Annotated in this window: 22 protein-coding genes and 1 riboswitch; of the genes, 4 read left to right on the forward strand and 18 right to left on the reverse strand. The window is 73.2% G+C overall.

Features of this window, described 5'->3' with window-relative positions:
- Window positions 1–14 precede the first annotated feature (14 nt).
- From ACFWV2_RS17090 to ACFWV2_RS17100, 3 genes are read right to left on the reverse strand one after another with little or no spacing between them, the layout of a single operon-like run.
- The gene (locus tag ACFWV2_RS17090; protein WP_384405832.1) at window positions 15–1220 is read right to left on the reverse strand and encodes an FAD-dependent oxidoreductase; all 1206 of its coding nucleotides are present in this window, start codon (window positions 1218–1220) and stop codon (window positions 15–17) included.
- The gene (locus ACFWV2_RS17095) at window positions 1217–2653 is read right to left on the reverse strand and encodes an FAD-dependent oxidoreductase (RefSeq protein ID WP_384405833.1); all 1437 of its coding nucleotides are present in this window, start codon (window positions 2651–2653) and stop codon (window positions 1217–1219) included. Before ACFWV2_RS17095 ends, ACFWV2_RS17090 begins: the two co-directional genes overlap by 4 nt.
- A complete protein-coding gene (locus ACFWV2_RS17100; RefSeq protein WP_384405834.1) occupies window positions 2650–4236 on the reverse strand; it encodes an FGGY family carbohydrate kinase in 1587 nt (528 codons plus the stop codon). Before ACFWV2_RS17100 ends, ACFWV2_RS17095 begins: the two co-directional genes overlap by 4 nt.
- Before the next feature lie 302 nt (window positions 4237–4538).
- On the opposite strand from ACFWV2_RS17100, the gene ACFWV2_RS17105 reads away from it, so the two are divergent.
- Together ACFWV2_RS17105 and ACFWV2_RS17110 are read left to right on the forward strand one after the other, a co-directional pair.
- Window positions 4539–5513 carry a hypothetical protein gene (locus tag ACFWV2_RS17105; protein ID WP_384405835.1) on the forward strand — a complete coding sequence of 325 codons (975 nt, stop codon included), beginning with the start codon at window positions 4539–4541 and terminating at the stop codon, window positions 5511–5513.
- 101 nt (window positions 5514–5614) lie between these two features.
- On the forward strand, window positions 5615–7153 hold the full coding sequence (locus ACFWV2_RS17110) for an amino acid permease (protein WP_384405836.1): 1539 nt from the start codon (window positions 5615–5617) through the stop codon (window positions 7151–7153).
- Window positions 7154–7207: 54 nt separating this feature from the next.
- Here the strand turns inward: ACFWV2_RS17110 and ACFWV2_RS17115 are convergent, their stop codons facing one another.
- Window positions 7208–7963 carry a GntR family transcriptional regulator gene (locus ACFWV2_RS17115; RefSeq protein WP_384405837.1) on the reverse strand — a complete coding sequence of 252 codons (756 nt, stop codon included), beginning with the start codon at window positions 7961–7963 and terminating at the stop codon, window positions 7208–7210.
- A 184-nt stretch (window positions 7964–8147) separates the two neighbouring features.
- Between ACFWV2_RS17115 and ACFWV2_RS17120 the strand changes: the two genes are divergently transcribed.
- Entirely contained in the window at window positions 8148–9488 is a 1341-nt protein-coding gene (locus ACFWV2_RS17120) for a DUF2252 domain-containing protein (protein ID WP_384405838.1), read from the forward strand.
- Window positions 9489–9543: 55 nt separating this feature from the next.
- Here ACFWV2_RS17120 and ACFWV2_RS17125 read toward each other — a convergent pair whose 3' ends face one another.
- From ACFWV2_RS17125 to dhaK, 11 genes are all read right to left on the reverse strand, one after another.
- Window positions 9544–10998, reverse strand: a complete 1455-nt coding sequence (locus ACFWV2_RS17125; RefSeq protein ID WP_384405839.1) for an endonuclease/exonuclease/phosphatase family protein — start codon at window positions 10996–10998, stop codon at window positions 9544–9546.
- 108 nt (window positions 10999–11106) lie between these two features.
- The gene (locus ACFWV2_RS17130; protein ID WP_384405840.1) at window positions 11107–12498 is read right to left on the reverse strand and encodes an FAD-dependent oxidoreductase; all 1392 of its coding nucleotides are present in this window, start codon (window positions 12496–12498) and stop codon (window positions 11107–11109) included.
- A gap of 336 nt (window positions 12499–12834) precedes the next feature.
- Window positions 12835–13380 (reverse strand): PadR family transcriptional regulator, encoded by a 546-nt coding sequence (locus ACFWV2_RS17135; RefSeq protein WP_384405841.1) that lies wholly within the window; start codon window positions 13378–13380, stop codon window positions 12835–12837.
- A 32-nt stretch (window positions 13381–13412) separates the two neighbouring features.
- Window positions 13413–15428: an FAD-dependent oxidoreductase gene (locus ACFWV2_RS17140; protein WP_384405842.1), complete on the reverse strand. Its 2016-nt coding sequence runs from the start codon at window positions 15426–15428 to the stop codon at window positions 13413–13415.
- Window positions 15429–15598: 170 nt separating this feature from the next.
- Complete coding sequence (locus ACFWV2_RS17145; protein WP_384405955.1) at window positions 15599–16483, reverse strand: ATP-binding cassette domain-containing protein; 885 nt, start codon at window positions 16481–16483, stop codon at window positions 15599–15601.
- A gap of 5 nt (window positions 16484–16488) precedes the next feature.
- Window positions 16489–17238: a cobalt ECF transporter T component CbiQ gene (cbiQ, locus tag ACFWV2_RS17150; RefSeq protein WP_384405843.1), complete on the reverse strand. Its 750-nt coding sequence runs from the start codon at window positions 17236–17238 to the stop codon at window positions 16489–16491.
- A gap of 6 nt (window positions 17239–17244) precedes the next feature.
- A complete protein-coding gene (locus tag ACFWV2_RS17155; protein ID WP_384405844.1) occupies window positions 17245–17988 on the reverse strand; it encodes an energy-coupling factor ABC transporter substrate-binding protein in 744 nt (247 codons plus the stop codon).
- On the reverse strand, window positions 17985–18683 hold the full coding sequence (locus ACFWV2_RS17160) for an energy-coupling factor ABC transporter permease (protein WP_384405845.1): 699 nt from the start codon (window positions 18681–18683) through the stop codon (window positions 17985–17987). Before ACFWV2_RS17160 ends, ACFWV2_RS17155 begins: the two co-directional genes overlap by 4 nt.
- A 28-nt stretch (window positions 18684–18711) precedes the next feature.
- A riboswitch (cobalamin riboswitch) is annotated at window positions 18712–18948 on the reverse strand.
- Window positions 18949–18985: 37 nt separating this feature from the next.
- The gene (locus ACFWV2_RS17165) at window positions 18986–19426 is read right to left on the reverse strand and encodes a PTS-dependent dihydroxyacetone kinase phosphotransferase subunit DhaM (protein WP_384405846.1); all 441 of its coding nucleotides are present in this window, start codon (window positions 19424–19426) and stop codon (window positions 18986–18988) included.
- Window positions 19423–20043, reverse strand: a complete 621-nt coding sequence (gene dhaL / locus ACFWV2_RS17170) for a dihydroxyacetone kinase subunit DhaL (RefSeq protein WP_384405847.1) — start codon at window positions 20041–20043, stop codon at window positions 19423–19425. The genes ACFWV2_RS17165 and dhaL overlap by 4 nt, the downstream gene beginning before the upstream one ends.
- Window positions 20044–20069: 26 nt before the next feature.
- Window positions 20070–21062 (reverse strand): dihydroxyacetone kinase subunit DhaK, encoded by a 993-nt coding sequence (gene dhaK / locus ACFWV2_RS17175; protein WP_384405848.1) that lies wholly within the window; start codon window positions 21060–21062, stop codon window positions 20070–20072.
- Window positions 21063–21475: 413 nt separating this feature from the next.
- Here dhaK and ACFWV2_RS17180 point away from each other — a divergent pair, with 413 nt between their 5' ends.
- A complete protein-coding gene (locus ACFWV2_RS17180) occupies window positions 21476–21754 on the forward strand; it encodes a GlsB/YeaQ/YmgE family stress response membrane protein (protein WP_384405849.1) in 279 nt (92 codons plus the stop codon).
- Window positions 21755–21957: 203 nt separating this feature from the next.
- Here the strand turns inward: ACFWV2_RS17180 and ACFWV2_RS17185 are convergent, their stop codons facing one another.
- From ACFWV2_RS17185 to ACFWV2_RS17195, 3 genes are all read right to left on the reverse strand, one after another.
- Complete coding sequence (locus ACFWV2_RS17185; RefSeq protein ID WP_384405850.1) at window positions 21958–22941, reverse strand: SDR family oxidoreductase; 984 nt, start codon at window positions 22939–22941, stop codon at window positions 21958–21960.
- Between the two features lie 82 nt (window positions 22942–23023).
- A complete protein-coding gene (locus ACFWV2_RS17190; RefSeq protein WP_384405851.1) occupies window positions 23024–23938 on the reverse strand; it encodes an alpha/beta fold hydrolase in 915 nt (304 codons plus the stop codon).
- A 230-nt stretch (window positions 23939–24168) separates the two neighbouring features.
- On the reverse strand, window positions 24169–25083 hold the full coding sequence (locus ACFWV2_RS17195; protein ID WP_384405852.1) for an SDR family oxidoreductase: 915 nt from the start codon (window positions 25081–25083) through the stop codon (window positions 24169–24171).
- Window positions 25084–25122: the final 39 nt, after the last annotated feature.

Here is a 25122-nt window from a genome sequence, read left to right on the forward strand (position 1 = left end):
CGTGCGCCCCCGTCTCACCCCTCCGCGCCGATCACCACCGGTCCGCCTTCCAGGTCCACCCCCCTCGTCCAGTGCGACGGCAGCCGCACCGAATGCCAGGGGACGAGCGACCCGCTCAGCCGGTGTCGCCCGAGCGGGGCGCCGTCCTGAGCGAGGGTCAGGACCGGACGGACGAGCAGTGCCGTGGGCCGGACCAGCAGCGGGACGGTCTCCGGGCCGAGGAGGCCGGGTGTCACCCACCGCAGCGGCCCCTTCGTCACCACCGGCACCCCGGGCGCGGGCCAGGGGCCGCCCGCGAGCCGCTCCCGTACGGAGGCCGCCACCGCCCGGCCCTCCGCGGCGGCCACCGGCGCCGGTTCCACCCCGCGCAGAAGGTTGCCGACGGCGAAGACCCCGGGCGCGGCGGTGCGGAAGAGGCCGTCCGTCGCCGGTCCACGCGTGCCCGCGGCCAGCGGCAGCCCCCGGGCCCGGGCGAGTTCGTGGTCCGGGATCCAGTCGCCGGTGAAGACCACGGTGTCGCACCGCAGGGTGCTCGTACGGCCGTCACGGTCCCGGATCGCCACCCCGCTCAGCCGCACGCGTCCGAGGACGTCCGTCACCACCGCGCCGGTGACCACCGGAACGGACCCGAACGCGGCCCGCCGGCCGGGCGCTTCGGTCACGACCGCGACCACGTCCACCCCGGCCGCGCGCAGTGTCCGCACGGCGTCGCGGGCCACGGGATCCCCGCCGACGACCACCGCCCGCCGCCCGACGCGTTCTGGCCGGGCCCCGAAGCGGAGCACCGTCCGCTGGAGTTCGCCCGTGGTCAGCACCCCGGCGGGCCGCGACCCCGGTACGAGCCTGGCGCTGCGGGGCCGTTCACGGGCCCCGGTCGCCAGGACCACCGCACGGGCCCGGACGCGTTCGAGCCCGGTCGGCGCGGTGACGTCCAGGGTGAGCGGTCCCGCCCAGCCGGTGGCGGACACGCCGGTACGGACGGTGGCCCCGGCCCGCAGCGCCGCCCGCACCGCTCGCCGGGCGTAGGCCGGACCGTCCAGCGGGCGGCCCCGGGCGTCCGCGCCGAATCCCGTACGGGCGCAGTGCCGGGGGACCCCGCCCGCGGTCTCGTCCCGCTCCAGGACCTCGACACGGCCCGCGCCCGCCGCGGCCAGGCGGGCGGCTGCGGCGAGCCCCGCGGGTCCCGCGCCCACGACGAGCACGTCGACCGTACGGTTCACCGCGCGCCCTCCCGGTACGTCCGGTGCTTCCCGTACCCCTCGAACAACGCCCGCACCTCCGCGCCGCAGTGGTGGCCCTGGCAGCGCCCGCCACGCGCGCGCGTGCGGCGGCGCAGCCCGTCGAGGCCCGCCGGGGGGATCGTCGAGGTGAGCGCGGACCGGATCTCGCCCCGGGTGACCCGCTCGCAGTGGCAGACGATCGCGCCGAAGTCGGGGTCGCGGGCGATGAGCCGGGCGTCCCGGTACGGGCGGGCGGAGGCCTCCCCGAGGTTCGGCATGCGGACCGGGGCGAGCGGCCGTTCGGGGCCCGGGTCGAGCCCGCAGTCGGCGAGCAGTCCGCGCACGTGCTCGGCGATGGCCAGGGAGGCCGTGAGCCCGGTGGAACGGATCCCGCCCGCCGTCACGTACCGCAGCTCCGGGTGCGCGGCGATCCGGTAGTCCTCCTGACCGGTGGCGGCCCGCAGCCCTGCGTAGACGGCCGTGACCTCCTCGTCGAGAAGCGCCGGAAGGATCCGGCCGCCCTGTTCGCGGAGTCCGGCGAGGCCTTCGGCCGTCGTGCCGGTCGCCGTCTTGTCGTCCAGGTCCTCGGCGGTGGGCCCGAGCAGGACGTTCCCGTACACCGTCGGCGCGATGAGCACCCCCTTGCCGAGGGGGCCCGGGACGGGCAGCAGGATGTGGCGGACCAGGTCGCGCGCGAACTTGTCGAAGACCAGCAGCTGGCCCCGGCGCGGGGTGACGGTGAAGTCCTCGCGGCCGACCAGCGCGTCGAACGCGTCGGCGTCAAGCCCGCAGGCGTTGACGAGGTGACGGGCCCGCAGCACCCCGCGCCGGGTCACCAGGCGGTGGTACGGATCGCCCGGACGCACCTCCTCCACCCGGCAGCCGAGATGCAGGTCCACCCCGGAGCGCACGGCCTGCGTGGCGTACGCGAGGGTCGTCGTCCACGGACAGATCACCGCCTCGCCCGGCACGTCGAGCGCGGCGAGCGCGCCCTGGCCCAGGTGCGGCTCCCTCGCGCGGAGTTCCGCGGCGGAGAGCGGCCGGGTCGTGCGGTGTCCGTTGCGTTCGGCCTTCTCCGCGAGCCGGGGGAGGGTGGCACGCTGCTCCTCGTCCCAGGCGACGAGGAGGGCCCCGAGCGGCTCCACGGGGATGCCGGTCTCCCGCGCGTACGCCGAGAGCATCCGGTGCCCGTCACGGACGAGCCGCGCCTCGAGCGTGCCGGGCACGGCGTCGAAACCGGTGTGCAGGATGGCCGTGTTCGCCTTCGACGTCCCCTCGCCCACGTCGTGCGCGGCCTCCACGAGCGCGATCCGCAGCGGGTGGCGGGCCAGCGTGCGGGCGATGGCGGATCCGACCACCCCGGCGCCGACGACCACGACGTCGTACGGCGCGTCGGCGTCGGCGGGGAGGGGGCCCGTGCGGGTGACGCTCATCCGTGGCCGTATCCGTCGCCGCCGGGGCCGGAGCCTGCGGTGGATCCGGAGGGCGAGCCGGACGCGGACCGGGGCCCGGCGGAAGGGCCTGCGCCGGATCCGGACAAGGAGCCGTCGCCGGAGGCACCGCCTCCGCCGGAATCCGTCCCCGCCCGGTCCACGGCCGCCGCCACCTCCTCACGGAACCGGCCGAGGCGGGCCGCCGCCTCGTCGCCCGAGATCCTCGGCTCGTACACCGCCGACGGCTTCCACTCCGGTACGGCCTCGCGGAGCGTGAGTCCCGGGTCGTGGCCGAGCCGGGCCACCGCGCCCACCCCGAGCGCCGTCGCGTCGGGCGACGAGGAGACCTCGACCGGGAGTTGCAACAGGTCCGCCTGGGTCTGCATGAGCAGCGCGGACCGCGTGAGCCCGCCGTCGGCGCGCAGGGAGCTCAGGGGCTCGTCCCTGTCGGCGGCGACGGCGGCGGCGAGCTCGACGACCTGGGCGGCGACGCCTTCGCACAGGGCGCGCACCAGATGTCCCGGTGTGGTGTCCAGACCGAGTCCGGTGAGGGAGCCGCGTACGTCCCCCCGCCACCAGGGCGCGGCGAGCCCCGCGAGCGCGGGGACGAAGGTGACCCCGCCGGCGTCCGGCACTCCGCCGCCGACCGGGTCGATCTGCTCCGCACCGGCGATGACGCCGAGGTCGGTGAGCCAGCGCACGGCCGAGGCGACCGTGTACACCTGGCCGTCGAGGCAGTGGGTGACCTGCCCTCCGAGCCGCCAGGCGACGCAGCTGACGAGTCCGGAGGCGGCGCGTCGGGCCCTCGGCCCGGTCTGGGAGAGGAGGAAGGCGCCCGTACCGTACGTGCACTTGGCGGCGGCCGGGTCGTCGGCGCTCTGGGCGAGCAGCGCCGCCTGCTGGTCCACCAGGAGTCCGGTGAGCGGCAGCGGCGGGCCGAAGGCGCTGGTGGTGCCGACGGGGGTGTCGCAGTCCACGACCATGGGAAGCCGTTCGCCGCCGAGGCCGTACAGGTCGAGGGCGGTCTGCGACCAGGCGACGGTGTCCAGGTCGAGGAGTCCGGTCCGGCCGGCGGTCGCCGCGTCGGTGACGAAGGCGCCGGTGAGCCGCCGGACGAGCCAGGCGTCGCTGGTGGTGACCACGCCGGCGCCGGTGGCGTGGCGGCGGATCCAGGCCATCTTCGGCGCGGCGAAGTAGGGGTCCACGGGGAGTCCCGTGAGGTGCCGCAACCGGTCGGCGTGGGCGTCGAGTCCGGCGCAGACGGTGGCCGCCCTGCGGTCCTGCCAGACGAGTGCGTCGGTGAACGGTTCGCCGGTGGCGGGGTCCCAGGCGAGGACGGTCTCGCCCTGGTTGGCGAGGCCCACGGCCACGACGGGCGTGCCCGCGTCGGCGAGCGCGGCTCGTCCCGCGGTGACCACGGAGTCGTACAGCTCACGCGGGTCGACCTCGACCAGGCCGCCCGGCAGGTAGCGGGGCCGTACCGGCGCCGTACCCGTGCCGATGACTCCGCGCTCGGGGCACAGGACGAGGGCCTTGGTGCCCGAGGTGCCCTGGTCGACGGCGAGTACCGGGCCGCCCGTCATCGTGCCGCTCCTGTCCCTGGGTCGTTTCGGTGACCGACTGATCACCGAAAGGGGTCAGGGTGCCGTCCCGCTCTCGCCTGCGTCAAGCCTCCCCGGCCGACACCGTCAGGTCTCTCACGCCCTACTGATGCAACGTCAAATGTAGTCCTTGGCCGGATAGTTGCGGCCCCCCGGAAAAGTGGACCGGCCGCATCCATCGCCCTCTATAGTGATCGCCGATCAACGGCCGGGACGCCCGGGGGACTGACCACCCCCACCACCCACCGAGGACCCATGTCATCCACACCACGCCCCACCCTCTGATGGCCGGGCAAGGCTTCCGGCCCGTCTACCACCCCGCGGGACACGACCACGCCCTGCGCAACGCCGTCCAGGACTTACGCACCGGCCGCTGGGTGGCGATGGCGCGGCTCCTCGGCGAGACGACGGACTGGGACAGCTGGACGCGGCGCACCCAGGTCCTCGCCGCCGTCGCCGCAGGCACCGACGTCGTCCACACCTGGCGCGCCGAACAGCCGGACAGCCTCGCCGCCACCGTGATGCACAGCCGGGTGGCCGTCGAGCGGGCCGTGCGCGCCCACCGCGCGGGCCATCCCCGTACCCGGGAGCTCTGGCAGGAGGCCGGGACCGCGTGCCGTGAGGCCACCGACCTCGCACCCGCCGACCCCGTGCCCTGGGTGGGTCTGATCGCCCTCGCCGCCCTCGACGGGCGCCAGCGCATGGCCGAACACCGGCTCTCCCCGCCGGCGCCCATGCTGCCGCCCGGCCCCTGGGGCCTGCTCGCCGAGGCGGAGAAGCGCGACCCGTACAACCGCGAAGCGCACCACCGCATGCTGCAGTTCGTCTACGCCCGGCGCCCCGGGCCGCTCTCCGAGGCCGTCAACTACGCCCACTGGGCCGCCTCCTCGGCGCCCGTCGGCTCCGCCCTGCACGTCCTCCCGCTCTACGTGCGGGTCGAGCGCTACCGGCGTGAGCGGGGCCACGAGCGCGCCCTCGACCTCCACTGGGTCGCCGAGGACGCCGTACGCGACGCCCGGCGCGCCCTCGACACCTGGTTCCTCTTCTGCGCCACCGACGAGGCCTCCCTGCTCGACCTCAACCATCTGGCGCACGCCCTCTTCGGTGCCCTCCGCTTCACGGACGCGGCCCGGGTCTTCGAGTCGCTCGGCCCGTACTACACGACGCTCCCGTGGGGGTACCGGACTCCCCACCCGGACGACCGCGTACTCGCCGAAGAGGTCTTCCTGCGCGCCCGCGCCCGCTGTCTCGGCGGCTGACGCGCCGGCGCACCCCCGTAGTAGTCCCGGCGCACGCGTGGCCCCGCCGCGCGCCGGACAGGCCCCCCGACCCCGCTCACCCCCGTCCCCGGAGGAACCCGATGTCCCGCACGGCCGCCCCCACCGACGCGATACGCAAGCCACCCCCCGCCGCCGCCCAGGACGAGGAGGCGCGGCTGAGGGAGCTCGGTTACCAACCCGTCCTCGCCCGGCGCATGGGCGGCTTCGGCAACTTCGCGATCAGCTTCTCGGTCATCTCCGTCCTCTCCGGATGCATGACCCTGTACGGCTTCGGGATGGGCGCCGGCGGGCCCGCCGTCATGCTGTGGGGCTGGGCAGGCGTCGGCCTGTTCGTGCTGTGCGTCGGTCTCGCCCTGGCCGAGGTCACCAGCGCCTACCCGACCTCCGGCGCCCTCTACTACATGGCGGACCGGCTCGGCGGACGCCGCTGGGGCTGGTACACCGGCTGGCTGAACCTGCTCGGTCTGCTGGGGGCGATCGCCGGCATCGACTACGGAGCGGCGCTGTTCACCGGGGCCTTCCTCAACCTCCAGTGGGGCTTCGAACCCACCGCGGGCTCCACCTTCCTGATCTTCCTCGCGATCCTGCTGCTGCACGCCGTCCTGAACCTCTTCGGCGTCCGACTGGTCAGCGTGCTCAACTCGATCAGCGTCTGGTGGCACCTGACGGGTGTGGCGGTCATCGTCGGCGCCCTCGCGATCGTCCCCGACCGGCACCAGTCCGTCGGGTTCGTGTTCACCGAGTTCGTCAACGACACCGGCTGGGCCAACCCCTTCTACGTCGCCGCGATCGGCCTGCTCCTCGCCCAGTACACCTTCTCCGGCTACGACGCGTCCGCCCACCTCTCCGAGGAGACCGCCAACGCCTCCGTCTCCGCCGCCAAGGGCATCGTCCGGGCCATCTGGGTCTCCTGGATCGCCGGATTCGCCCTGCTCGCCGGACTGAGCTTCGCCATCCAGGACTACGCCGCCACGCAGAACAGCGCCACCGGCGTCCCGCCCGCCCAGATCCTCCTGGACGCGCTCGGGTCCGGCGGCGCCGCCGCCCTGCTGCTCGTGGTCATCGGCGCGCAGCTCTTCTGCGGCAACGCCGAGGTCGCCGCCGCCAGCCGGATGGTCTTCGCCTTCAGCCGCGACAACGCCCTGCCCGGCTCGGCGATCTGGCGGAAGGTCAGCGGACGCACCCAGACCCCGGTTCCGGCCGTCTGGCTCGCGGTGGCGGTCGCCGCGCTGCTCGCCGTGCCCTCGCTGTACTCCGCCACCGCCTACGGCGCCGTCACCGCGATCAACGTCATCGGCATCACGCCCGCCTACGCCATCCCGATCTATCTGCGCCTGCGCGCCGGAGACCGGTTCGTCCCCGGTCCGTGGAGCCTGGGCCGCTGGAGCAGGCCGATCGGCTGGACCGCCGTCGTCTGGGTGGCGATCGTCACCGTGCTCTTCTGCCTGCCGCAGAAGTCCCCGGTGACGGTCGACACCATGAACTACGCCGTGATCGCGCTCGTCGTCGTCCTCGTCCTGGCCAGCGTCTGGTGGTACGTCGCCCGCCGCTCGTACGGGACACCGACGGCGTACGGCACCGCGCGCGAGGAGGCGGAGATCTCGGAGGGCATCGTCTGACGACGCCCGGTCCCGCCCCGTGACCGCGGCACCGGACGGGGACCGGGCGCGCTCTCAGGCGCTGAACTCGTAGGTCCAGGCGGCCGACTGGGCCGAGAAGTCGATGTCCGTGATCTCCAGGGCGTGCCCGTGCTGATCGCTCACCACCCGGTGGACGAGCAGCCGGGCCGCGCCGCCTGCCGTCGTCGCGGCCGGACCCGGCGGGACGCCGACCGACTCCCGGTGGGTGATCCGCAGCCCCGCCTGGTGCATCCAGTGGTAGAGCAGCCGCAGATCCGGCTGCTGACGGCTGTCGCGGCACCGCCGGTACCGCGACAGCTGGGGGATCTCGGTGACAGCCCGCCGGGAGAACCACGACACCGCCCGCTGGAGCGCCCCGCCCTGCGGCCCGAGCACGACGTGCCGGTGGACGAGCGTCGGCTCGCCCGGGGCGAGCAGCAGTCGGGGCACCAGCGGGGTGGGCGCGGGCTCCCAGGCCAGCGAGGCCCGCACCAGGGCCTCCGCCGCGCGGGGGCCGCCGGGGAACGTCGGCCGCAGGGCCGTGAGGGCCGGGACGCTCGGCTCGCCCCCCGCTCCGGCGGCGGCGAAGGTGCCCCGCCGGTCGGTGACCACCAGCCGTTCGTCGCGCAGGAGCTGGAGCGCGCTGCGTACGGTCTGCCGGTTGACGTGGTACCGCTGGGACAGGGATCGTTCCGAAGGGAGCCGGCCGCCGGGGGAGATGCGCCGGTGTGCGAGATCCTCGCGCAGCGCGGCGGCGACCCGGAGATACAGCGGCGCCTCCGCCGGCGCTTCGGAATCGGGCTCGGCCATGATCAGACCCTCTCTTCGCTCAGCGTGACCGCATGGGCCGTGTGGGTGATCAATTCCTACCATTGGTCTAAACCATTTTACTAGACCACTTCGGCAGAGTGGCCGAAACGAACGCCGCGCCTTGTAATGAGGTACCAGGTGACGGGGACGAGGCCGCGGCGGCGGAAGAGGCGGGTGAGGCCGGATGACGACACCGTCGGAGCGCGCCGCTCGGGGCAGGGCGGCCCGCAAACGCGTCCCGCGCTCCTCGCACGGCCGCTGGATACCCAGCTCCCAGCGCCCCCACCCGATCGACGTCCTCGAGGGCCAGTCCCGGGACCGGCTGCCCGACCTCGTCCCGCTCCGCTACGGCCGGATGGTGACCTCCCCCTTCGCCTTCTTCCGCGGCGGCGCCGCGGTCATGGCCGCCGACCTCGCCGCCCTGCGCCACACCGGACTCACCGTGCAGCTCTGCGGCGACGCCCACCTCCTCAACTTCGGCCTCTACGCCTCACCCGAACGGACGCTGCTGTTCGATGTGAACGACTTCGACGAGACGCTTCCCGGCCCTTTCGAGTGGGACGTGAAGCGGCTCGCCGCCAGCGTCGCCGTGGCCGCCCTCCAGAACGGCAGCACCACCCCCAAGGCCCACCGGGCGGCCCTCCTGGCCACCGAGTCGTACCGGACGACCGTGCGCCGCCTCGCCGGCCTCGGTGAGCTCACCGTCTGGTACGAACGGATCGCCGCAGACGAACTCGCCCCCCTGGTCCGCCACGACGACCGTGCCCGCTTCGCCGACCGGCTGGCCCGCGCCCGCCGCCGCACCAGCCTCCAGGCCCTGGCCAGGCTGACCGAGGCCGACCCGGCCGGAGTCCGGCACATCGTCGACGACCCGCCGCTGCTCGAACGCACCACGGACATCGACCGCGTCACCCTCGGCAAGGTCTTCAGCGACTACCGCAGCTCGCTCGCCGAGGAGCGGCGCGTCCTCCTCGACCGCTACCGCTTCCGCGACGCTGCCCGCAAGGTCGTCGGGGTCGGCGGCGTCGGCACCCGCTGCTTCGTCCTCCTCCTCGAAGGCCGGGACGAAGGAGACCCGCTCATCCTCCAGATCAAGGAGGCCGGCCCGTCCGTCCTGGAGACGTACCTGGCCCCGAGCGCGTACAGCCACCAGGGGCGCAGGGTCGTCTGCGGCCAGCGCCTCATCCAGGCGGCGAGCGACATCTTCCTCGGCTGGATGACCGGACCGGAGGAACGGCACTTCTACTGGCGCCAACTGCGCGACATGAGGGGCTCGGCCGAGGTGGAGACCATGTCGCCGGCCGCGCTCAGGGAGTACGCGCGGCTCTGCGGCCGCGCCCTGGCCCGCGCCCACGCCCGCTCCGGGGACCGTGTCGCGATCGCGGCCTACCTCGGCGGCTCGGACGTCTTCGACCGGAGCGTCGCCGACTTCGCCCTCGCCTACGCGGGCCAGAACGCCGACGACTACGCCGCGCTCGGCGCCGCCATCGCCGCGGGCGTCGTGACGGCGGCGCCGGACGCCTGAGCCCGGCCCGAGCCGAACGAGTGGCCCCGTTGTGCCCTCGTGAGACCGGAGGGGCTCAGGAGGTCGTCAGGTGGATCATCCTGTGGTCGGAAAGGCCGCCGTCCACGACACGGCAGGAGTACGAGGGCCCCTGCGGACCGAAGACGTAGTCGATCTTGTTGCCTCCGTCCGTGGCCTCGCCGGTGGGCGGTGCGCCCGGAGTCGGCTGCCCGCACTCCTGGTGGCCGGTGTAGAGGGTGCTGAGGTGGGCGACGTCCTGGGTGGTGGTGTTCAGATCACCGCCGTAGTAGGCGGCGTACCCGCCGGCGGTGAACATGTCGACGTTCTCGCCCATCTTCGCGGCCTGCTTCGGACGGAACTGGTTGTCGGGATCCATGTCGTCACCGACCAGGTTGCCGTGGGTGTCACGGTAGGGACCGCTGCTGAAGTGGGCGTTGCAGTACGCGGAACCCTCGGCCGGCACGACCGCGCAGAGCATGGGCCGCTGCTCCGTGCCGGCTGGCGACGGCAGGACGGTGCCCTGGTACCAGGTGTTGCCGTCGGGCACGGCGAGGGCGATGCCGAACGCTCCGCGGTCGGCCTTGTCGGTGCCGTCCGAGCAGTTCTTCTGCGCCCGGACGACCGTGCCGTCGGTCGCGGTGGCCACGCTGTAGTACGTCGGCATGAACCGGACGACCAGGGGTCCGGCCCACCTCTCCAACTCCAGCTCCAGGGGCAGGGCGGCCTTCTCGCAGATCTCCTGGAAGAAGATCGCGTCGGGCCGCCTGGTGCCCATGGCGGCGTGGAGAGCGGTCGAGACCTTGCCGGCGACGGTCGCCGGCGTGGCGTACCTCAGACCGCATTCGGGGGCGGGGTTGTTGTTGGCGCAGACGTTCCACGAGACGACATCGCGCGCTCCGGGGGCCTGGGCGGTGGGCGCGGGCATGTTCCCGGTGGAGGCGCCCTCCGTGCCGACCTTCTCCAGGGTGAAGCGCTCCCAGGAACCGAGGGCCTGGGGATCGGAGACGGACGTACGCGCGCGCAGCAACCCGCGGTCGGGGTACGTGCCGAGCTCCGCCGCCACGTACCTGCCGTTGTGGGCCAGCAGGCCGAAGGCGCCTCCGGCCAGGGGCTTCAGCCTGAAACGCTCCCAGGATCCGGTGGTCGTCCCACGGGTGCGAAGCAAGGACGCGTCGGCGTCCCCCTCCGCCGTCACGTAGTTGCCGGTGGCCTCCGAGCGGAAGCTGACCGTCGTCCCGTACTTCTTCACGTCCGCGAGGTAGTCGGTGTGCAGGGTGAAGAGCTCCCAGCCCTTGGCCGCGGTGGCCTCCGGGTTGGCCCGGAGCTTCGTGTCACCGTTCGGCCCGGCGGACACGGTCACGTAGTGACCGCTGACCTTCAGCGCCCATCTCTGTCCCGCCGACGACGGGGGCACCGTCGGGTCGGCGGCTACGGCCGGCGGCGCGGCCAGCGCCACGGCGCTGACGGCGGTGAGCAGCGCCGCCAGCGCGAGGCGTATCGGCTTCAACATGCCTGTTTCCTTCGTGAGTCATCCGCACCGGTGTGGGGATGTGAACGAGGGGAAGTCAAGCATGATCAAGATCCGGTCCATGTCCGGTTCCCCCAGGACGACTCCTGGCTAGACGTGGCGGCGCAGCGGCGGTTCCGCCGGCGTGTCGGCCACCGGCCCGAAGAGCACGGCCCGGGCCACCGGCGGCGCGAAGAGCGAGGTCAGCGGGGCGGTCAGGGTGAGCGCCGCACGGAACGGCGCTCCCACCGTCGGATCGCCCGCGGCCCGCGCCTGCACCCGGCTCAGATACCAGCCGACGGCCTTGTCCAGCGGCCCCGGCCGGGCCGCGTCACCGGTCGCGCCGGGCATCTTCTTGTCGGCGCCCGCCGAGATGTCCCAGGCCTGCCGCGACGCTTCGAGCAGCGCGCGCTGCACCTGCCGCGTGGTCGGGGTGCGCCGGGGGTCGGCGAGCGCCCGCCGCAGCGCCACCGCGCCGAGCGCGGCGACCGCCATCCCCTGCCCGTAGATGGGGTTGAAGGCGCACAGCGCGTCGCCGGTGGCGAGGAACCCGGCCGGGCGGCGCCCGGGACGGTCGTACCGCCGCCGGATGTTGGCGGTGCCGCGGAATCCGTACACCGGGGACTCCGGTTCGGCCCGCGCCAGCCAGTCGCTGACCACCGGATGCGGCAGCCGCTTCGCGTACTCCTCGAACGCGCCCTCCTCCGTCGGCGGTTCGTCACCGCGCAGCCCCGACAGGGTGACCAGGTGCCGCCCGTCGCCGAGGGGCAGCACCACGCCGCCGTACACCTGGGCGGGACCGGGCACGATGTAGTAACCGGTCGCGTCGGTCCCCTCGTCCCCCGCCGGAGCCCGGTAGACCCGGGTGCCGTACGCCAGACCGGTGTCCAGGATCTCCTCGTGCGCGGCCTCCGCGCCGATGTCCGCCAGCCAGTCGGCCGCCTTCGTGGACCGCCCCGACGCGTCCACCACCAGATCGGCCGCGAGGGTCCACGGCTGCTTGTCGGCCCCCGCGCCGCGCTGACGCAGCCGTACGCCCCGGACACGCGCGGAGTCGCCGGTCAGGCCCACCGTCTCCGTACCCTCCATCAGTTCGATGCGCGGGTCGGCGAGCACCCGTTGCCGCACCAGCCACTCCAGCTGGGGACGCGGACCGGTGTAGAAGTGCGCGGTCGCCGCCGTGCGGTTGAACCACTGCCCGTTCTGCCACTGGACCATGTCCTCGGGGACGCCCACCTTGGGCGCGCCGAGCGCGTGCAGCTCGTCCATGAACCCGGGGAGCAGCTCGTCGAGCGCCTGCTGTCCGCCGGCGATCAGGACGTGCAGGTGCCGGCCCTGCGGCACGCCCGGCCGTGCCTCGGGCCCCTCCGGGAGGCGGTCGCGCTCGACGACCGTCACCCGCTCCGCGTGCTCGGCCAGCACCCGAGCGGCAAGCAGCCCGGCGAGACTTCCCCCGATGACCACCGCGTGACGTGTCGCGCGGTGCCCCAAGTCGTCGGCCATGTGCGCCCTTTCGTGTCGTGGAACTCCGACGGCCCAGTATCCACGCCGGTACGCTCACGGTCGCGTCCCGTCACCCACGTCCCGGCCACGGCCGCACGGTTTCGGCCGTGCCCGGACCGCAGCAGCGGGAGGGACGGACCACCTCGGCCTGGACCGGGCCGGACGGGGCAGGCCGGGCCGGATCGGATCACGCTCGGATCAGCTTCGGAGTAGGACGGGATCAGGCCCGGGCAAGCCGGGACCAAGCCTGGACGAGGCCGGGCAAGCCGGGACCAGGCCCGGACGAGGCCGGGCAAGCCGGGACCAGGCCCGGACGAGGCCGGGACCAGGCCCGGATCAGGTCGGGTCGGGCGTCCCCAGCTCAGCGAGGGCGCTCGTCAGCCACTCCACCCAGAAGCGCTCCATGTCGATCCCGCCCCTCAGGACGAGATGGCGCAGGCGGTCGGCCTCCGTGCTGCGGCGCTCCGCCGGGAAGTCCCGGGTCTCGATCGTCAGGTACTCCTCCAACTGCTCCCGGTGCAGAGCGAGATGACGGGACAGCTCCGCGCGCAGCCCCGCCGCGCCGACCACGGCGGCCGCCCGCATCCGCAGCAGCAGGGCGGCCCGCATCGGCTTCGGGTCCTCCGATCTCGCGACCCAGGTGCCGAGTTCGGCGCGGCCCGCGGGCAGCACCTCGTACTCCTTGCGCTGCCCCCGCGTGGGGACCGGGGTGGGCAGGGCACGGATGTGCCCCGCCTGCTCCAGCCTGCCCAGCTCGCGGTAGATCTGCTGGTGCGTGGCCGACCAGAAGTAACCGATCGACTTGTCGAAGCGGCGCGTCAGTTCGAGGCCGGAGGACGGCTTCTCGAGCAGCGCGGTCAGGATCGCGTGCGGGAGGGACATGCACGCATCCTAGGAGCGGCCGGCCACGGCGATCACAGGGTGGCCGCGAGCCGGGTGCCCTGGTCGATGGCCCGCTTGGCGTCCAGCTCGGCGGCGACGTCCGCCCCGCCGATCAGGTGCGCCACCCGGCCCGCCGCCACCAGCTCCTCGTACAGGTCCCGGCGCGGCTCCTGCCCGGCGCAGAGCACGACCGTGTCGACCGGCAGCAGCTGTGCCTCGCCGCCGATCGTCACGTGCAGGCCCTCGTCGTCGATCCGGTCGTACGACACGCCCGCCACCATCGCCACGCCCCGGTGCTTGAGCTCCGTGCGGTGGATCCAGCCCGTGGTCTTGCCGAGTCCCGCGCCGACCTTGGTCTCCTTGCGCTGGAGCAGGTGCACCTGGCGCGGCGGCGCGGCGCGCTCGGGGGCCCGCAGTCCACCCCTGTTCTCGTACGAGGTGTCCACGCCCCACTGGCGGAAGTACGTCTCGGGGTCCTGGCTCGCGCCCTCGCCGCCGTCCGTGAGGAACTCCGCGACGTCGAAGCCGATGCCGCCCGCGCCGATGATCGCGACGCGCTCCCCGACGGGCGCGCCGTCCCGCAGCACGTCCAGGTAGCTGACGACGCTCGGGTGGTCCACGCCCGCGATGGCGGGGGTGCGGGGGGAGACGCCGGTGGCGACGACGACCTCGTCGTAGCCGTCCAGGTCGGTGGCGGCGACCGCGGTGCCGAGGCGCACGTCGACCCCGCGCTCGGCGAGCTGCACGCGGAAGTAGCGCAGGGTCTCGTGGAACTCGTCCTTGCCGGGGACCCGCTTGGCGACGTTGAGCTGCCCGCCGATCTCGTCGGCGGCGTCGAAGAGGGTCACCGAGTGGCCGCGCTCGGCGGCCGACACCGCGCAGGCGAGGCCGGCCGGGCCGGCGCCGACGACGGCGATCCGCTTGGCGCGGCGGGTGGGGGAGAGGACCAGCTCGGTCTCGTGGCACGCGCGCGGGTTGACCAGGCAGGAGGTGATCTTCAGGTTGAAGGTGTGGTCGAGGCAGGCCTGGTTGCAGCCGATGCAGGTGTTGATGGTGTCGGCGCGGCCGGCCGTGGCCTTGGCGACGAAGTCCGGGTCCGCGAGGAAAGGGCGGGCCAGCGAGACCAGGTCGGCGCGTCCGTCGGCGAGGATCTCCTCGGCGACCTCGGGCGTGTTGATGCGGTTGCTGGTGACGAGCGGTACGGAGACCTCGCCCATCAGCTTCTTCGTCACCCAGGTGTAGGCGCCGCGCGGCACGGAGGTGGCGATGGTGGGGATGCGCGCCTCGTGCCAGCCGATGCCGGTGTTGATGATGGTGGCGCCCGCGGCCTCGATCTCCTTGGCCAGCCGGACGACCTCCTCCAGGGTGGAGCCGCCGGGGACGAGGTCCAGCATGGAGAGGCGGTAGACGAGGATGAACTCCTCGCCGACACGTTCGCGGATGCGGCGGACGATCTCCAGCGGGAAGCGGACGCGGTTCTCGTAGGAACCGCCCCACCGGTCGGTGCGCTGGTTGGTGGCGGAGGCGATGAACTCGTTGATGAGGTAGCCCTCGGAGCCCATCACCTCGACGCCGTCGTAACCCGCCTCCTTGGCGAGTTCGGCGCAGCGGGCGTAGTCCTCGACGGTCTGTTCGACCTCGGCGTCGGTCAGCTCGTTCGGTACGAAGGGGCTGATCGGGGCTTTGAGGGCGCTGGGCGCGACGAGGGCGGGGTGGTACGCGTACCGGCCGAAGTGCAGGATCTGCATCGCGATCCGGCCGCCGGCCTCGTGCACGGCGTCGGTGATCAGCCGGTGCTCGGCGACCTCGTCGGCGGTGGTGAGCTTGGCCCCGCCGTCCCACGGGCGCCCGGCGTCGTTGGGCGCGATGCCGCCGGTGACGATGAGGCCCACGCCGCCGCGTGCCCGCTCGGCGTAGAAGGCGGCCATGCGCTCGAAGCCGTGCTCGGTCTCTTCGAGGCCGACGTGCATCGAGCCCATGATCACCCGGTTGGGCAGGGTGGTGAACCCGAGGTCGAGCGGGCTCAGCAGGTGCGGGTACGGGGTCATGGGGCGCCTCCTCGCGCGGGATGGTCGCCCTCAGTTGTAGGGGACCCCCTCCCGTTATGCAACTAGTTGCAGAAGGTCGGGGACGTGATGTGTACTACTCGGTAGCAAGAGCGCCCGTCATCTGGTGGCCGGAACGGCTCCACCGCCGTGACAGGAGCGCCTTTGCCCGGCTACTCGGTCACCGGCCGTGCCGCCGCCTCGAGCAGCACGTCCAGGTCCTCCGGCGTCCGCGGCTCCGGCGCGTCCGCGGCCAGCAGGCCCCGCGCCCGCAGCAGCCTGGCCACGGCCGTCCCCCAGGGCCTTCGCAGCCGGGCCGCGTCGAGCAGCGCGTCGTCCGCGAGCAGCTCGGCGACCGGACCCGTGCGCAGACCGGCGGGGGAGAGCACCGCGGCCTCGTCCGCCCACCGCAGCGCCAGGTCCACGTCGTGCGTCGCCATGAGGACCGTCGTCCCGGCCTCCCGAAGCCGCCCGAGCGCGTCGAGCAGCCGTTCCTGCCCGTGCGGGTCGAGCCCGGCCGTCGGCTCGTCCATGATCAGCACCCTCGGCCGCATGGCGACGGCCCCCGCGATCGCGGCCCGCTTGCGCTGACCGAACGACAGCAGATGCGTCGGCCGGTCCGCCAGGGCCACGATGTCCAGCGCCTCCAGAGCCTCCTGGACCCGCAGCCGCACCTCGTCCTCGGGCAGCCCCAGGTTCATCGGACCGAACGACACGTCCTGGCCGACCGAGGCGGCGAACAGCTGGTCGTCCGGATCCTGCGTCACCAGCTGCACGGTGGTCCGCAGCCGGGTCAGCCCCTTCCGGTCGTACGCCACCTCCGCCCCGTCCAGGAACAGCGAACCGCTCCCGCAGCGGAGCCCGCCGCTGAGCAGCCGCAGCAGGGTCGTCTTGCCGCTGCCGTTGCGGCCGAGCAACGCGACCGCGCGCCCCCGCACCACCGGGAAGTCCACGCCCGTCAGGACGGCCGGCCCCTCCTCGTAGGCGAAGCCCGCGTTCACCAGCTCCACCACGGGAGCCGCAAGGGAGGCGGGCGGCGAAGGCGGCGGAGGCGTCACGGACGTCACGGCAGGAGCCTTTCCAGTACGAGGGTGAGGGCGACGAGCCCCGCGAGCAGCGCGCCCGTGGCGGCGAGGAACCGGCGCGACAGCACGCACCCGGGCACCAGCACCCGCAGCGTCCCGTCGTACCCCCGCCCGGCGAGCCCCGACTGCAGGCGCTGCGCCCGGTCGAAGGCCCGGACGAACGTCGTCGCGCCGAGACCGGCGAGCGAGCGCCAGGCCGCGGCCCGGGTGGTGTGCCCGAGCCGGGCGGCCTGGGCCTGCCGGATCCTGGACAGCGAGTCGAGCAGCAGGAAGATGATCCGGTACATCACGAGCGCCACGTCCACCACGGGCGCCGGCACCCCCGCCCGGACGAGCCGGGGCAGGACGTCCGAGACCGGGGTGGTGAAGGCGAACAGCAGCACCCCGAGCGAAGCCGCCGCGGTCCGCAGGAGCAGTTCGACCGCCTGGACCGGACCTCCCGGGGCGAACGCGACGACCCCGCGGGCGCCGCCCACCTCGAAGAGCAGCGGAACGGCACCCGTGACGCAGAAGCCGAGCGGGACGCGGAACGCCTGCCAAAGGGCCCTGCCCGGCACACCGGCCGGCCCGAGCAGCACCCCGAGCGTGACCGCGGCCACGAGTACAGCCCCCGGCCACGGCGGCAGACAGACCGCGCACAGGGTCAGACCGAAGCCGAGGAGCGCCTTCTCGGCGGGATGACGGCGGCGCCAGCGACTGCTGTGCGCCGCCGCGTCGATCGGCAGCATCGGCGGCTACGCGTCCCGCCCGTCGGCCGGAACCCCCGGGCCGCCCTGCTCCCGGGCTCCGGACGCCACGACCGCACCGTCGACGGGGCCCCCGGCAGCCCCGGATGCCCCAGGGATCTCAGGGATGCCGGCGGCCCCGGAAACCCCGGCGGCCCCGGAAACCCCGGCGGGCGCGGAGGCCCTGGCAGCCTCCGATGCCCCAGCGGGCTCAGCGGGCTCAGCGGCCCCAGCGGCCCCAGCGGCCCCAGCGGCCCCAGCGGCCCCAGCGGCCCCAGCGGGCCCGGAGGCCCCAGCGACCCCGTGGGCCTCAGCAGGCCTGGCGGCCTCAGCGGCCCCGGCAGGCCCGGCGACCCCCGATGCTTCAGCGGCCCCGGCGGCTCCAGCAGGCCCGACGACCCCCGATGCCTCAGCAGCAGCCCCGGCGGCCCCGTCCACTGCGGCCGCGCCGGCCCGCGCGGCGCCCTGCCTGCGCCCTCGCCGCAGACCGAAGTAGTACGCGAGGACCCCGGCGCCCAGCGCCGCCTGGAGCGAGAACAGCGCGGACTCGACCTCCCCGGACGGCGGCTCGTACAGCGGCGTGAACCACGGCTCGTAGTCCGGCCGGAGCTCCGTGATCGCGGTCTCCGCCTCCGCGTCCGCCCCGGTGAACGGTTCCTCCTTGTGGTCCCCGAGCCCCAGCGCGAGCGGCAGTACCGCGAGCGCCGCGACGACGAGCAGCAACAGGGCGTTGATCTTCGCGTTCCGGCTCATCGCGCGGCCGCCTCCTCGCGTCGCTCCGCCGTCCGCCCGGCGAGGACGCCGAGCCGGATCAGATCGCCCTTGCTGGACTGCGTGAGCAGCCGCATCACGAGCACGGTCAGCAGGCCCTCGCTCACGGCCAGCGGAATCTGCGTCACCGCGAAGATCCCGCCGAACTTGGCGAGCGCGCCGGCCACGCCGCTGCCCGGGTCCGGGAAGGCGAGCGCCAGCTGCACACTGGTCACGCAGTACGTCGACAGGTCGGCGACGAACGCGCCGAAGAAGACGGCGACCATCAGCGGCGTACCGGACCGGCGCAGCAGCCGGTACGTGCCGTAACCCGCCCAGGGGCCGACGATCGCCATCGAGAAGACGTTCGCGCCGAGCGTGGTGAGCCCTCCGTGGGCGAGCAGCAGGGCCTGGAAGAGCAGGGTGATCGTCCCCAGGACCGCCATGATCGGCGGCCGGAACAGGATCGCGCCCAGACCCGTCCCGGTCGGATGCGAACAACTACCGGTCACGGACGGCAGCTTGAGAGCCGAGAGGACGAAGGTGAAGGCGCCGGCGGCGCCGAGCAGAAGAGTGGACTCGGGGTTGGACCGTACCTCGCGGGTCAGCGCGCGGACCCCGTGGACGATGAACGGTGCGGACGCGACGCCCCAGGCGGCCGCGTGCACAGGGGGTAGGTACCCCTCGGCTATATGCATGGTTGGGAGACCCTCTCCAGCACCTCGTGGATGGACAACGCACCCTGGCCGGTCTCCTGGCTGACGGTCATACGCCCGGACTCCGCCTTCCCACACCACGGCGGTCTCCCGTCGCGGTCCAGTGGCTTCCCCGAGGGTGACATCCCGCGGGGGTGGAGCCGGACCTCCCGATCACAGTGGCGAGGGCCGCACCGGTACTGCACCGGTTTCCCGTACACCAAGGCCCTGCGACACTAGTGCGTTGACCAGGTACATCACAACACGGTCGCCACCCGGTGCGGCTTCTCGCTCACACAGCGCTGTCACTCCTTGCGGTAGGCGTACGCCTCCGACGCCGCCGCCACCACCGCGTCGAGGTCCGCTCCCGCGCTCGCCGTGACCAGCGCGGCGACCGCGCCCTCGACGAACGGCGCGTCCACCAGACGGGAGCTCTCGGGAAGCTCGTCGCCCTCGGCGAGCAACGCCTTCACGGTGAGCACCGCGCTCCCCAGGTCGACCATGATCGCCACGCCGGCGCCCCGGTCCGCGGCCTTCGCCGCCTCGCAGATCAGCTCGGAACTCGTCCCCAGACCACCGTCCGGAGTCCCGCCGGCGGGGACGATCGGCGCCAGGTCGCCGCCACCGGACAACCCCCTGGCGAGCTCGGCCACGGCTGTCGCGACGGCGGCACTGTGCGAGACGAGCACGATGCCGACCCGCACGGAACCGTCGCGGACCGGCGCGCCCCGGCTCGCGGCGCTCATGACGCCCCCTCCGCACGCGCGGTGTCGTCCAACGCGGCGAACAGCAGCGCGGACGAGGTCGCCCCCGGATCCTGATGCCCCACCGACCGCTCGCCCAGATAGCTGGCCCTGCCCTTGCGCGCCCGCAGCGGTACGGTCGCGAGGGCGCCCTCCTCGGCTGCGGCACGGCCGTCCCCGAACGACTCCCGCAGGCCCTCCACGGCCGGGAGGAGCGCGTCCAGCATCGTCTTGTCGCCCGCCTGCGCGCCGCCCAGCTGCGACACGGCCGTCACGCCGGAGCCGAGCGCCTCCGCCAACCGCGCCCGGGTGACCCGCTCGTCGTCGCCGAGGGTCTTGCCGGTACGACGCAACAGCGTGCCGTACAGCGGTCCCGACGCGCCGCCCACGGTGGAGATCAGCTGCCGTCCCGCGACGGTCAGCACCGCGCCCGGCGTCGCCGGCGCCTCCTCGGCCAGGGTCTCGGTGACGGCGGCGAACCCCCGCCTCAGATTGGCCCCGTGGTCGGCGTCGCCGATGGCCGAGTCGAGCTCGGTGAGCCGGTCCGCCTCACGGTCGACGGCCTCGGCCACCGCGGTCAGCCAGCGCACCAGGAAGTCCGCGCCGAAGGTCTCTGTCATGCCGGTCCCCTCTCCCATCCCTCGTCTCACCGACCCCAGCGCAGCGCGGGCGTCTGCACGGGAGCGTCCCAGAGGCGGAGGAGTTCCTCGTCCACCTCGCACAGCGTCACCGAACAGCCGGCCATGTCGAGCGAGGTCACGTAGTTCCCGACGAGGGTACGGACCACCGGCACGCGGCGCTCGCCCAGGACGCGCTGCACCTCGGCGTTGAAGCCGTACAGCTCCAGGAGGGGAGTCGCGCCCATGCCGTTGACCAGCGCGATCACCGGCCCGGACGGGCGGAGGTCCTCGACGACGGCGTCGACGGCGAAGTCCGCGATCTCCCGGGAGGTCATCATGGGCCGCCGCTCACGGCCCGGCTCGCCGTGGATGCCGATGCCCAACTCCAGTTCCCCGGCCGGCAGGTCGAAGGTGGGGCTGCCCTTGGCGGGGGTGGTGCACGCCCCCAGGGCCACGCCGAAGGACCGGCAGCGCGCGTTGACCAGGCGGGCGATCGCCTCCACCCGTTCGAGGGGCGCGCCCTCCTCGGCGGCGGCGCCCGCGATCTTCTCCACGAAGAGCGTGCCGCCGGTGCCGCGCCGCCCCGCCGTGTACAGACTGTCCGTCACGGCGACGTCGTCGTCGACGAGGACCTTGGCGACCTGGATGCCCTCGTCCTCCGCGAGTTCCGCCGCCATCTCGAAGTTCAGCACGTCTCCGGTGTAGTTCTTGACGACGAACAGCACCCCGGCGCCGCTGTCGACGGCCGCCGCGGCCCGCACCATCTGATCGGGCACCGGAGACGTGAACACCTCCCCGGGACAGGCGGCCGCCAACATCCCGGGCCCCACGAACCCCCCGTGCAACGGCTCGTGCCCGGACCCGCCGCCGGAGACCAGGGCGACCTTCCCCGCCACGGGCGCGTCCCGCCGCACCACGACCCGCCGCTCGACGTCGACGGTGAGCTCGGGATGAGCCGCCGCCATCCCCCGCAGCGCGTCGGCGACCACGGTCTCGGGAACGTTGATGAGCATCCTCATGGATACCTCCTGGTGAGACTGGCGGGCTAGCCGCTCGGCAGGGTCTTCGCAGGTCAGAACGGGTGAGGGGGCTGCGCGGTACTGACGCTGACTCGCCGCTGTCCCATCTGATGATTCGTCAGATGGGGCTCGCGGGGGGTGGGCTTTGCCGGTGCGCATCGTGGTCGCCATTATCGGCACGAGATCGCCTGTACGCACGAGCGCGTGGGAAACGCTCTCGTCGTGGCCCAGGATGACGTTCCTCCCCTCGCCATCCCGCGGGGTCCCGGTCAAAAAGTACGGCGATCTCGCCGGGCGACGAGGGAAGACCCCCGTCACCTCTGGACGATCATGGATCGGGGACGTTTGGAAACCTCGATGGGGCGCAGACGTTCGTTCACGCCAGCTTTATTCACCAAGGTAGGAGACGCATCATGGGCATTCTGGCTTGGATTCTCATCGGGCTTCTCGCGGGTCTCATCGCGAAGGCACTGATGCCGGGCAAGGACCCGGGCGGCATCATCATCACCATGCTGATCGGTATCGCGGGCGGTCTGCTCGGGGGCTGGCTCGGCAAGGTCATCTTCGGTGTCGACTCCATCGACGGCTTCTTCGACCTCTCGACCTGGATCGCCGCCATCGCCGGCTCCGTCATCCTCCTCGCCGTCTACCGGCTGGTCACCGGCAACAAGCGCCATCACAGCCACGCCTGAGCGACCCAGCCCCATCCCTGGACGGACACGGCCCCCCTCCTTGCGAGGCGGGGCCGTTCCGCTGCCCGCCGAGGCGTCACCGCCCGACGCGTGGCCGCTGCCACGCACCGACGGACGTCGCCTGCCTCCCCGCAGACACCGCCCCCTGCGAGGAAGCCCCCAGCCTGTTGGTGCAAGGGCCCCGCTTCCATGCCCTGTGAGAGTCACGCCTCCCAGGGCGCGCAGCGTCGCACGTTGTGCGCGAGGGCCTGGAGTACGTCGGTACGGGTCGGCTGGGTGGGGAGGAGGCGGTTCAGGTCACAGGGCATGTCGGGCTGTTCGGGTGGCAGGAAGCCGAGCTGGGCCACGCGGGCCATGCCGCGTGCCCGGGACTGTGGTGCGGTGGGGTCGGCCAGCAGTGGTCCGTCGACCGGGCGGTCGGATTCGTCGAGGAAGTCGAGGCACGCACGTTCGAGGTCGGCCGCGGTCAGCCGGGCGGGGCCGGCGGTGACCCAGTGGAGGCCGGGGGCTGTGGTGTCGCCGCGAAGCTGGGCTTCGGTCAGTGCGGTGACGTAGTCGACGAGGGTCTCCATCGGGAGGATGTCGGTCCAGTGGTCGGGCTGGACGGGCAGTGCGCCGGGTCGTGCCTGCAGCAGAGCGGTGAAGAGGGCATGCGGGAATTGGTGTCGAGGCGGAGTGGGGGCGTTGCGGGCGGCGAACAGCAGGGCGGTGCGCACGATGGCGACGGGCTGGCTGCAGTGGGCGGCCAGTTCTTCGGCGCGGCGCTTGGACCGGCCGTAGGCCCGCATGGAGCGGGCGGCGAGATCGTCTCCCGGGACCTCGAAGGCGGCTGCGGCGGAGGAGAGCAGGACCACGGGTACGCGGGCTTCCTCGGCGAGTTCGAGAATCCTGCGGGTGCCGTCGGCGTTGACGTTGGTGAAAGCGGTGGGGTCACGGGGGGCGAAGTCGGTGACGGCCCCGCAGTGCACGATGACGTCGATGCCGGCGGCCAGTTCGCTGCGCTGACGGGGGCTCAGTCCCAGGCCGTCGATGCTCAGGTCGGCCTGCAGGCAGGCGGTGGCCCCCTCGGGCCGGCGGCGGTGGACGAGTGCGGTGACATCGTGGCGCGCTGCCAGTGCGGGAAGAAGGTTTGCCCCGATCACCCCGGTCGAGCCGGTGAGAAGGACGGTGGGGCGGGCTGCGGTCATGGTGGCCTCGGGGCTGTGGAGTGAGGAAGAGGGCAGTCCGGTAAGGGGTGTGGCGTGGCCTGGAGGGCTGCGGTGTATCAGGTCATCGCCGGCCGTTCGCGCTCAATGCGGCACTGACCCGTTGCGCGGCGGGGTACTCCACCGGGTGGCAGTGGGTGAGACCCTCGAGGGACTCCCCGCTCGCGAAGCGCGTGAGTAGCTCGGCGGCCTGTTGGGGAAGTTCCAGATGCATCGCATGGTCGGTGCCGTACACCAGCACGATGCGGGCGTCGGAACAGGCCGAGGCGACCTGGCGGCACAACTCCGGCGGCGTGAAGAGGTCGTGTTCGCCTGTGGCCACCAGAACGGGCGCGGTGATCGACGGCTGCGACGAAGGCGCCTGTTGCAGCAACCGCAGGGTGTTGTTGCGGTACTTCTCCCGGTCCGCGCCCTCGATGTCGCGAAACAGGGAATGCAGGATCCGGCGCACCGCCGACTGGCGAATCACTCGCGGGCCCGGAGGGGAACGAAGGATGACGCTTGCGCTCAGTTCGGCGAACTCCTCCATCCGCTCGCCCTCCAGCAGATGTACGCTGCGCCGCAGATCCGCCCGGACCTCGTCAGGGACCCACACGAGCGGTCCCGCCAGGACGATTGTGCGCACCGCCCGGGGATAGGTCTGGGCAAAGCGGTAGGCGATACCCGAACCGTACGAGGCGCCGAGAACGTGCACCCGAGTGTGCCCGGCGGCTGCCAGCAGGTCGTGCAGCGCAGCTGCCAGAAAGTCCACGCCGTAGGAGGCGGGCAGGACGTCCGCGTCCCCCCACCCGGGCAGGTCCACGGCGAACACGTGAAACCTTTCGGCCAGCACCGCTTCGAAGCGGCCCCATGCCGTCTTGCGCTGGAGAGCCCCGCCGATCAGCACGACCGTCTCGGCCGCCGGGTCAGGGTGCCACAGCGTGCGCCCCTCGGACTTGTATCCGCCGTAGGCGGACACCACGAACTCCTCGAAGGCCAAGGCGCTCTCCCTTTCGCTGCGAGCCCTCGACGGCCCCGCTGGTCCTGGCCGTGACGTCCACGCCCCTCGGTGCAACGATCACGGCGGCATACCGTCACGTGAACGGCGTAGGCGAACGCCTGCCACGACGCCGCCCGGTCGAGCTGAGCCGGCCTGTCCGTAGGGCTTGCTCCGCCGCGAAGATGCCGCAGCGGAGCTGCTGCCGAGCTCTTACGGGACCCGCAGGCCCGTCAGTTCCCTTTCGCCTGCCGGATGTGGGCGGGAGGAGTGGCGGCCGGGGTGTGGAGAGCGAACACACGGGTCTTGATGCGGTCGCTGAGCCAGAGAGGCGCCACGCACTGCAGGGCGGCACCCAGGTGGGCATCCACGCCGACGGTGTACCTGCGACGCGGGTGCGGGACACGCAGAGCCTCGGCGATCTTGCGGGCCACCGGCTCGGGACCACCGGCCGACCGCTGGATACGGGAGAAGAGGCTTGCGGCGCGGCCGTGGACGTCTGCGTCGGCGTGGACCTCGCCGAACGCTGACAGGTCCTCCCGGGCCCGGTCCCAGAACGGTGTCGCCACGGTGCCGGGCTCGACGAGGACCACCTGTACGCCGTGGCGGCGGACCTCCATACGCAGGCTGTGCGTTGCCGTGCTCAGCGCGTGTTTGCTGGCCGTGTACCAGCCGTTCATCGGTGCCGGGATCCGTGCGCCCGCCGAGGAGACGGTCACGATCCGTCCCCGGCCCTGCCTGCGCATCGCGGGCAGCACCAGCGTGCACATCCGCAGTGTGCCGACGACGTTGACCTCCATCACCTTACGGACCCGCCTCTCCGACACGTCGGTGATCCCGCCCGTCAGCGGCATGCCGGCGTTGGCCACGAGCGCGTGAGGGCCACCGTCGGTCAGGTCGGCGGCTCTCGCGACGGCCTCCTGGCACGACGCCGGATCGGTGAGATCCATGATCACCGCGTCCAAGGACACACCGTGGGCGTGAGCGGTGCGGAGCAGCGCGTCAGCCTTGTCCTGGGAGCGGGCCGTCCCGATCACGTGCCGGCCCTGACGGGCCAGCAGGAGCGCAGTGGCCAGCCCGATCCCACTGGTCGCACCCGTCACCAGCACGCTGTCCGGCCGGCCCGCGTCCTTCATCCGCTGATTCACAGCTGTTCCGCTCCCGAAGTCGGCCGCCCTGCCGCGAGC

It is taken from the genome of Streptomyces sp. NPDC058671, from assembly GCF_042716475.1.
Lineage (GTDB): Bacteria > Actinomycetota > Actinomycetes > Streptomycetales > Streptomycetaceae > Streptomyces.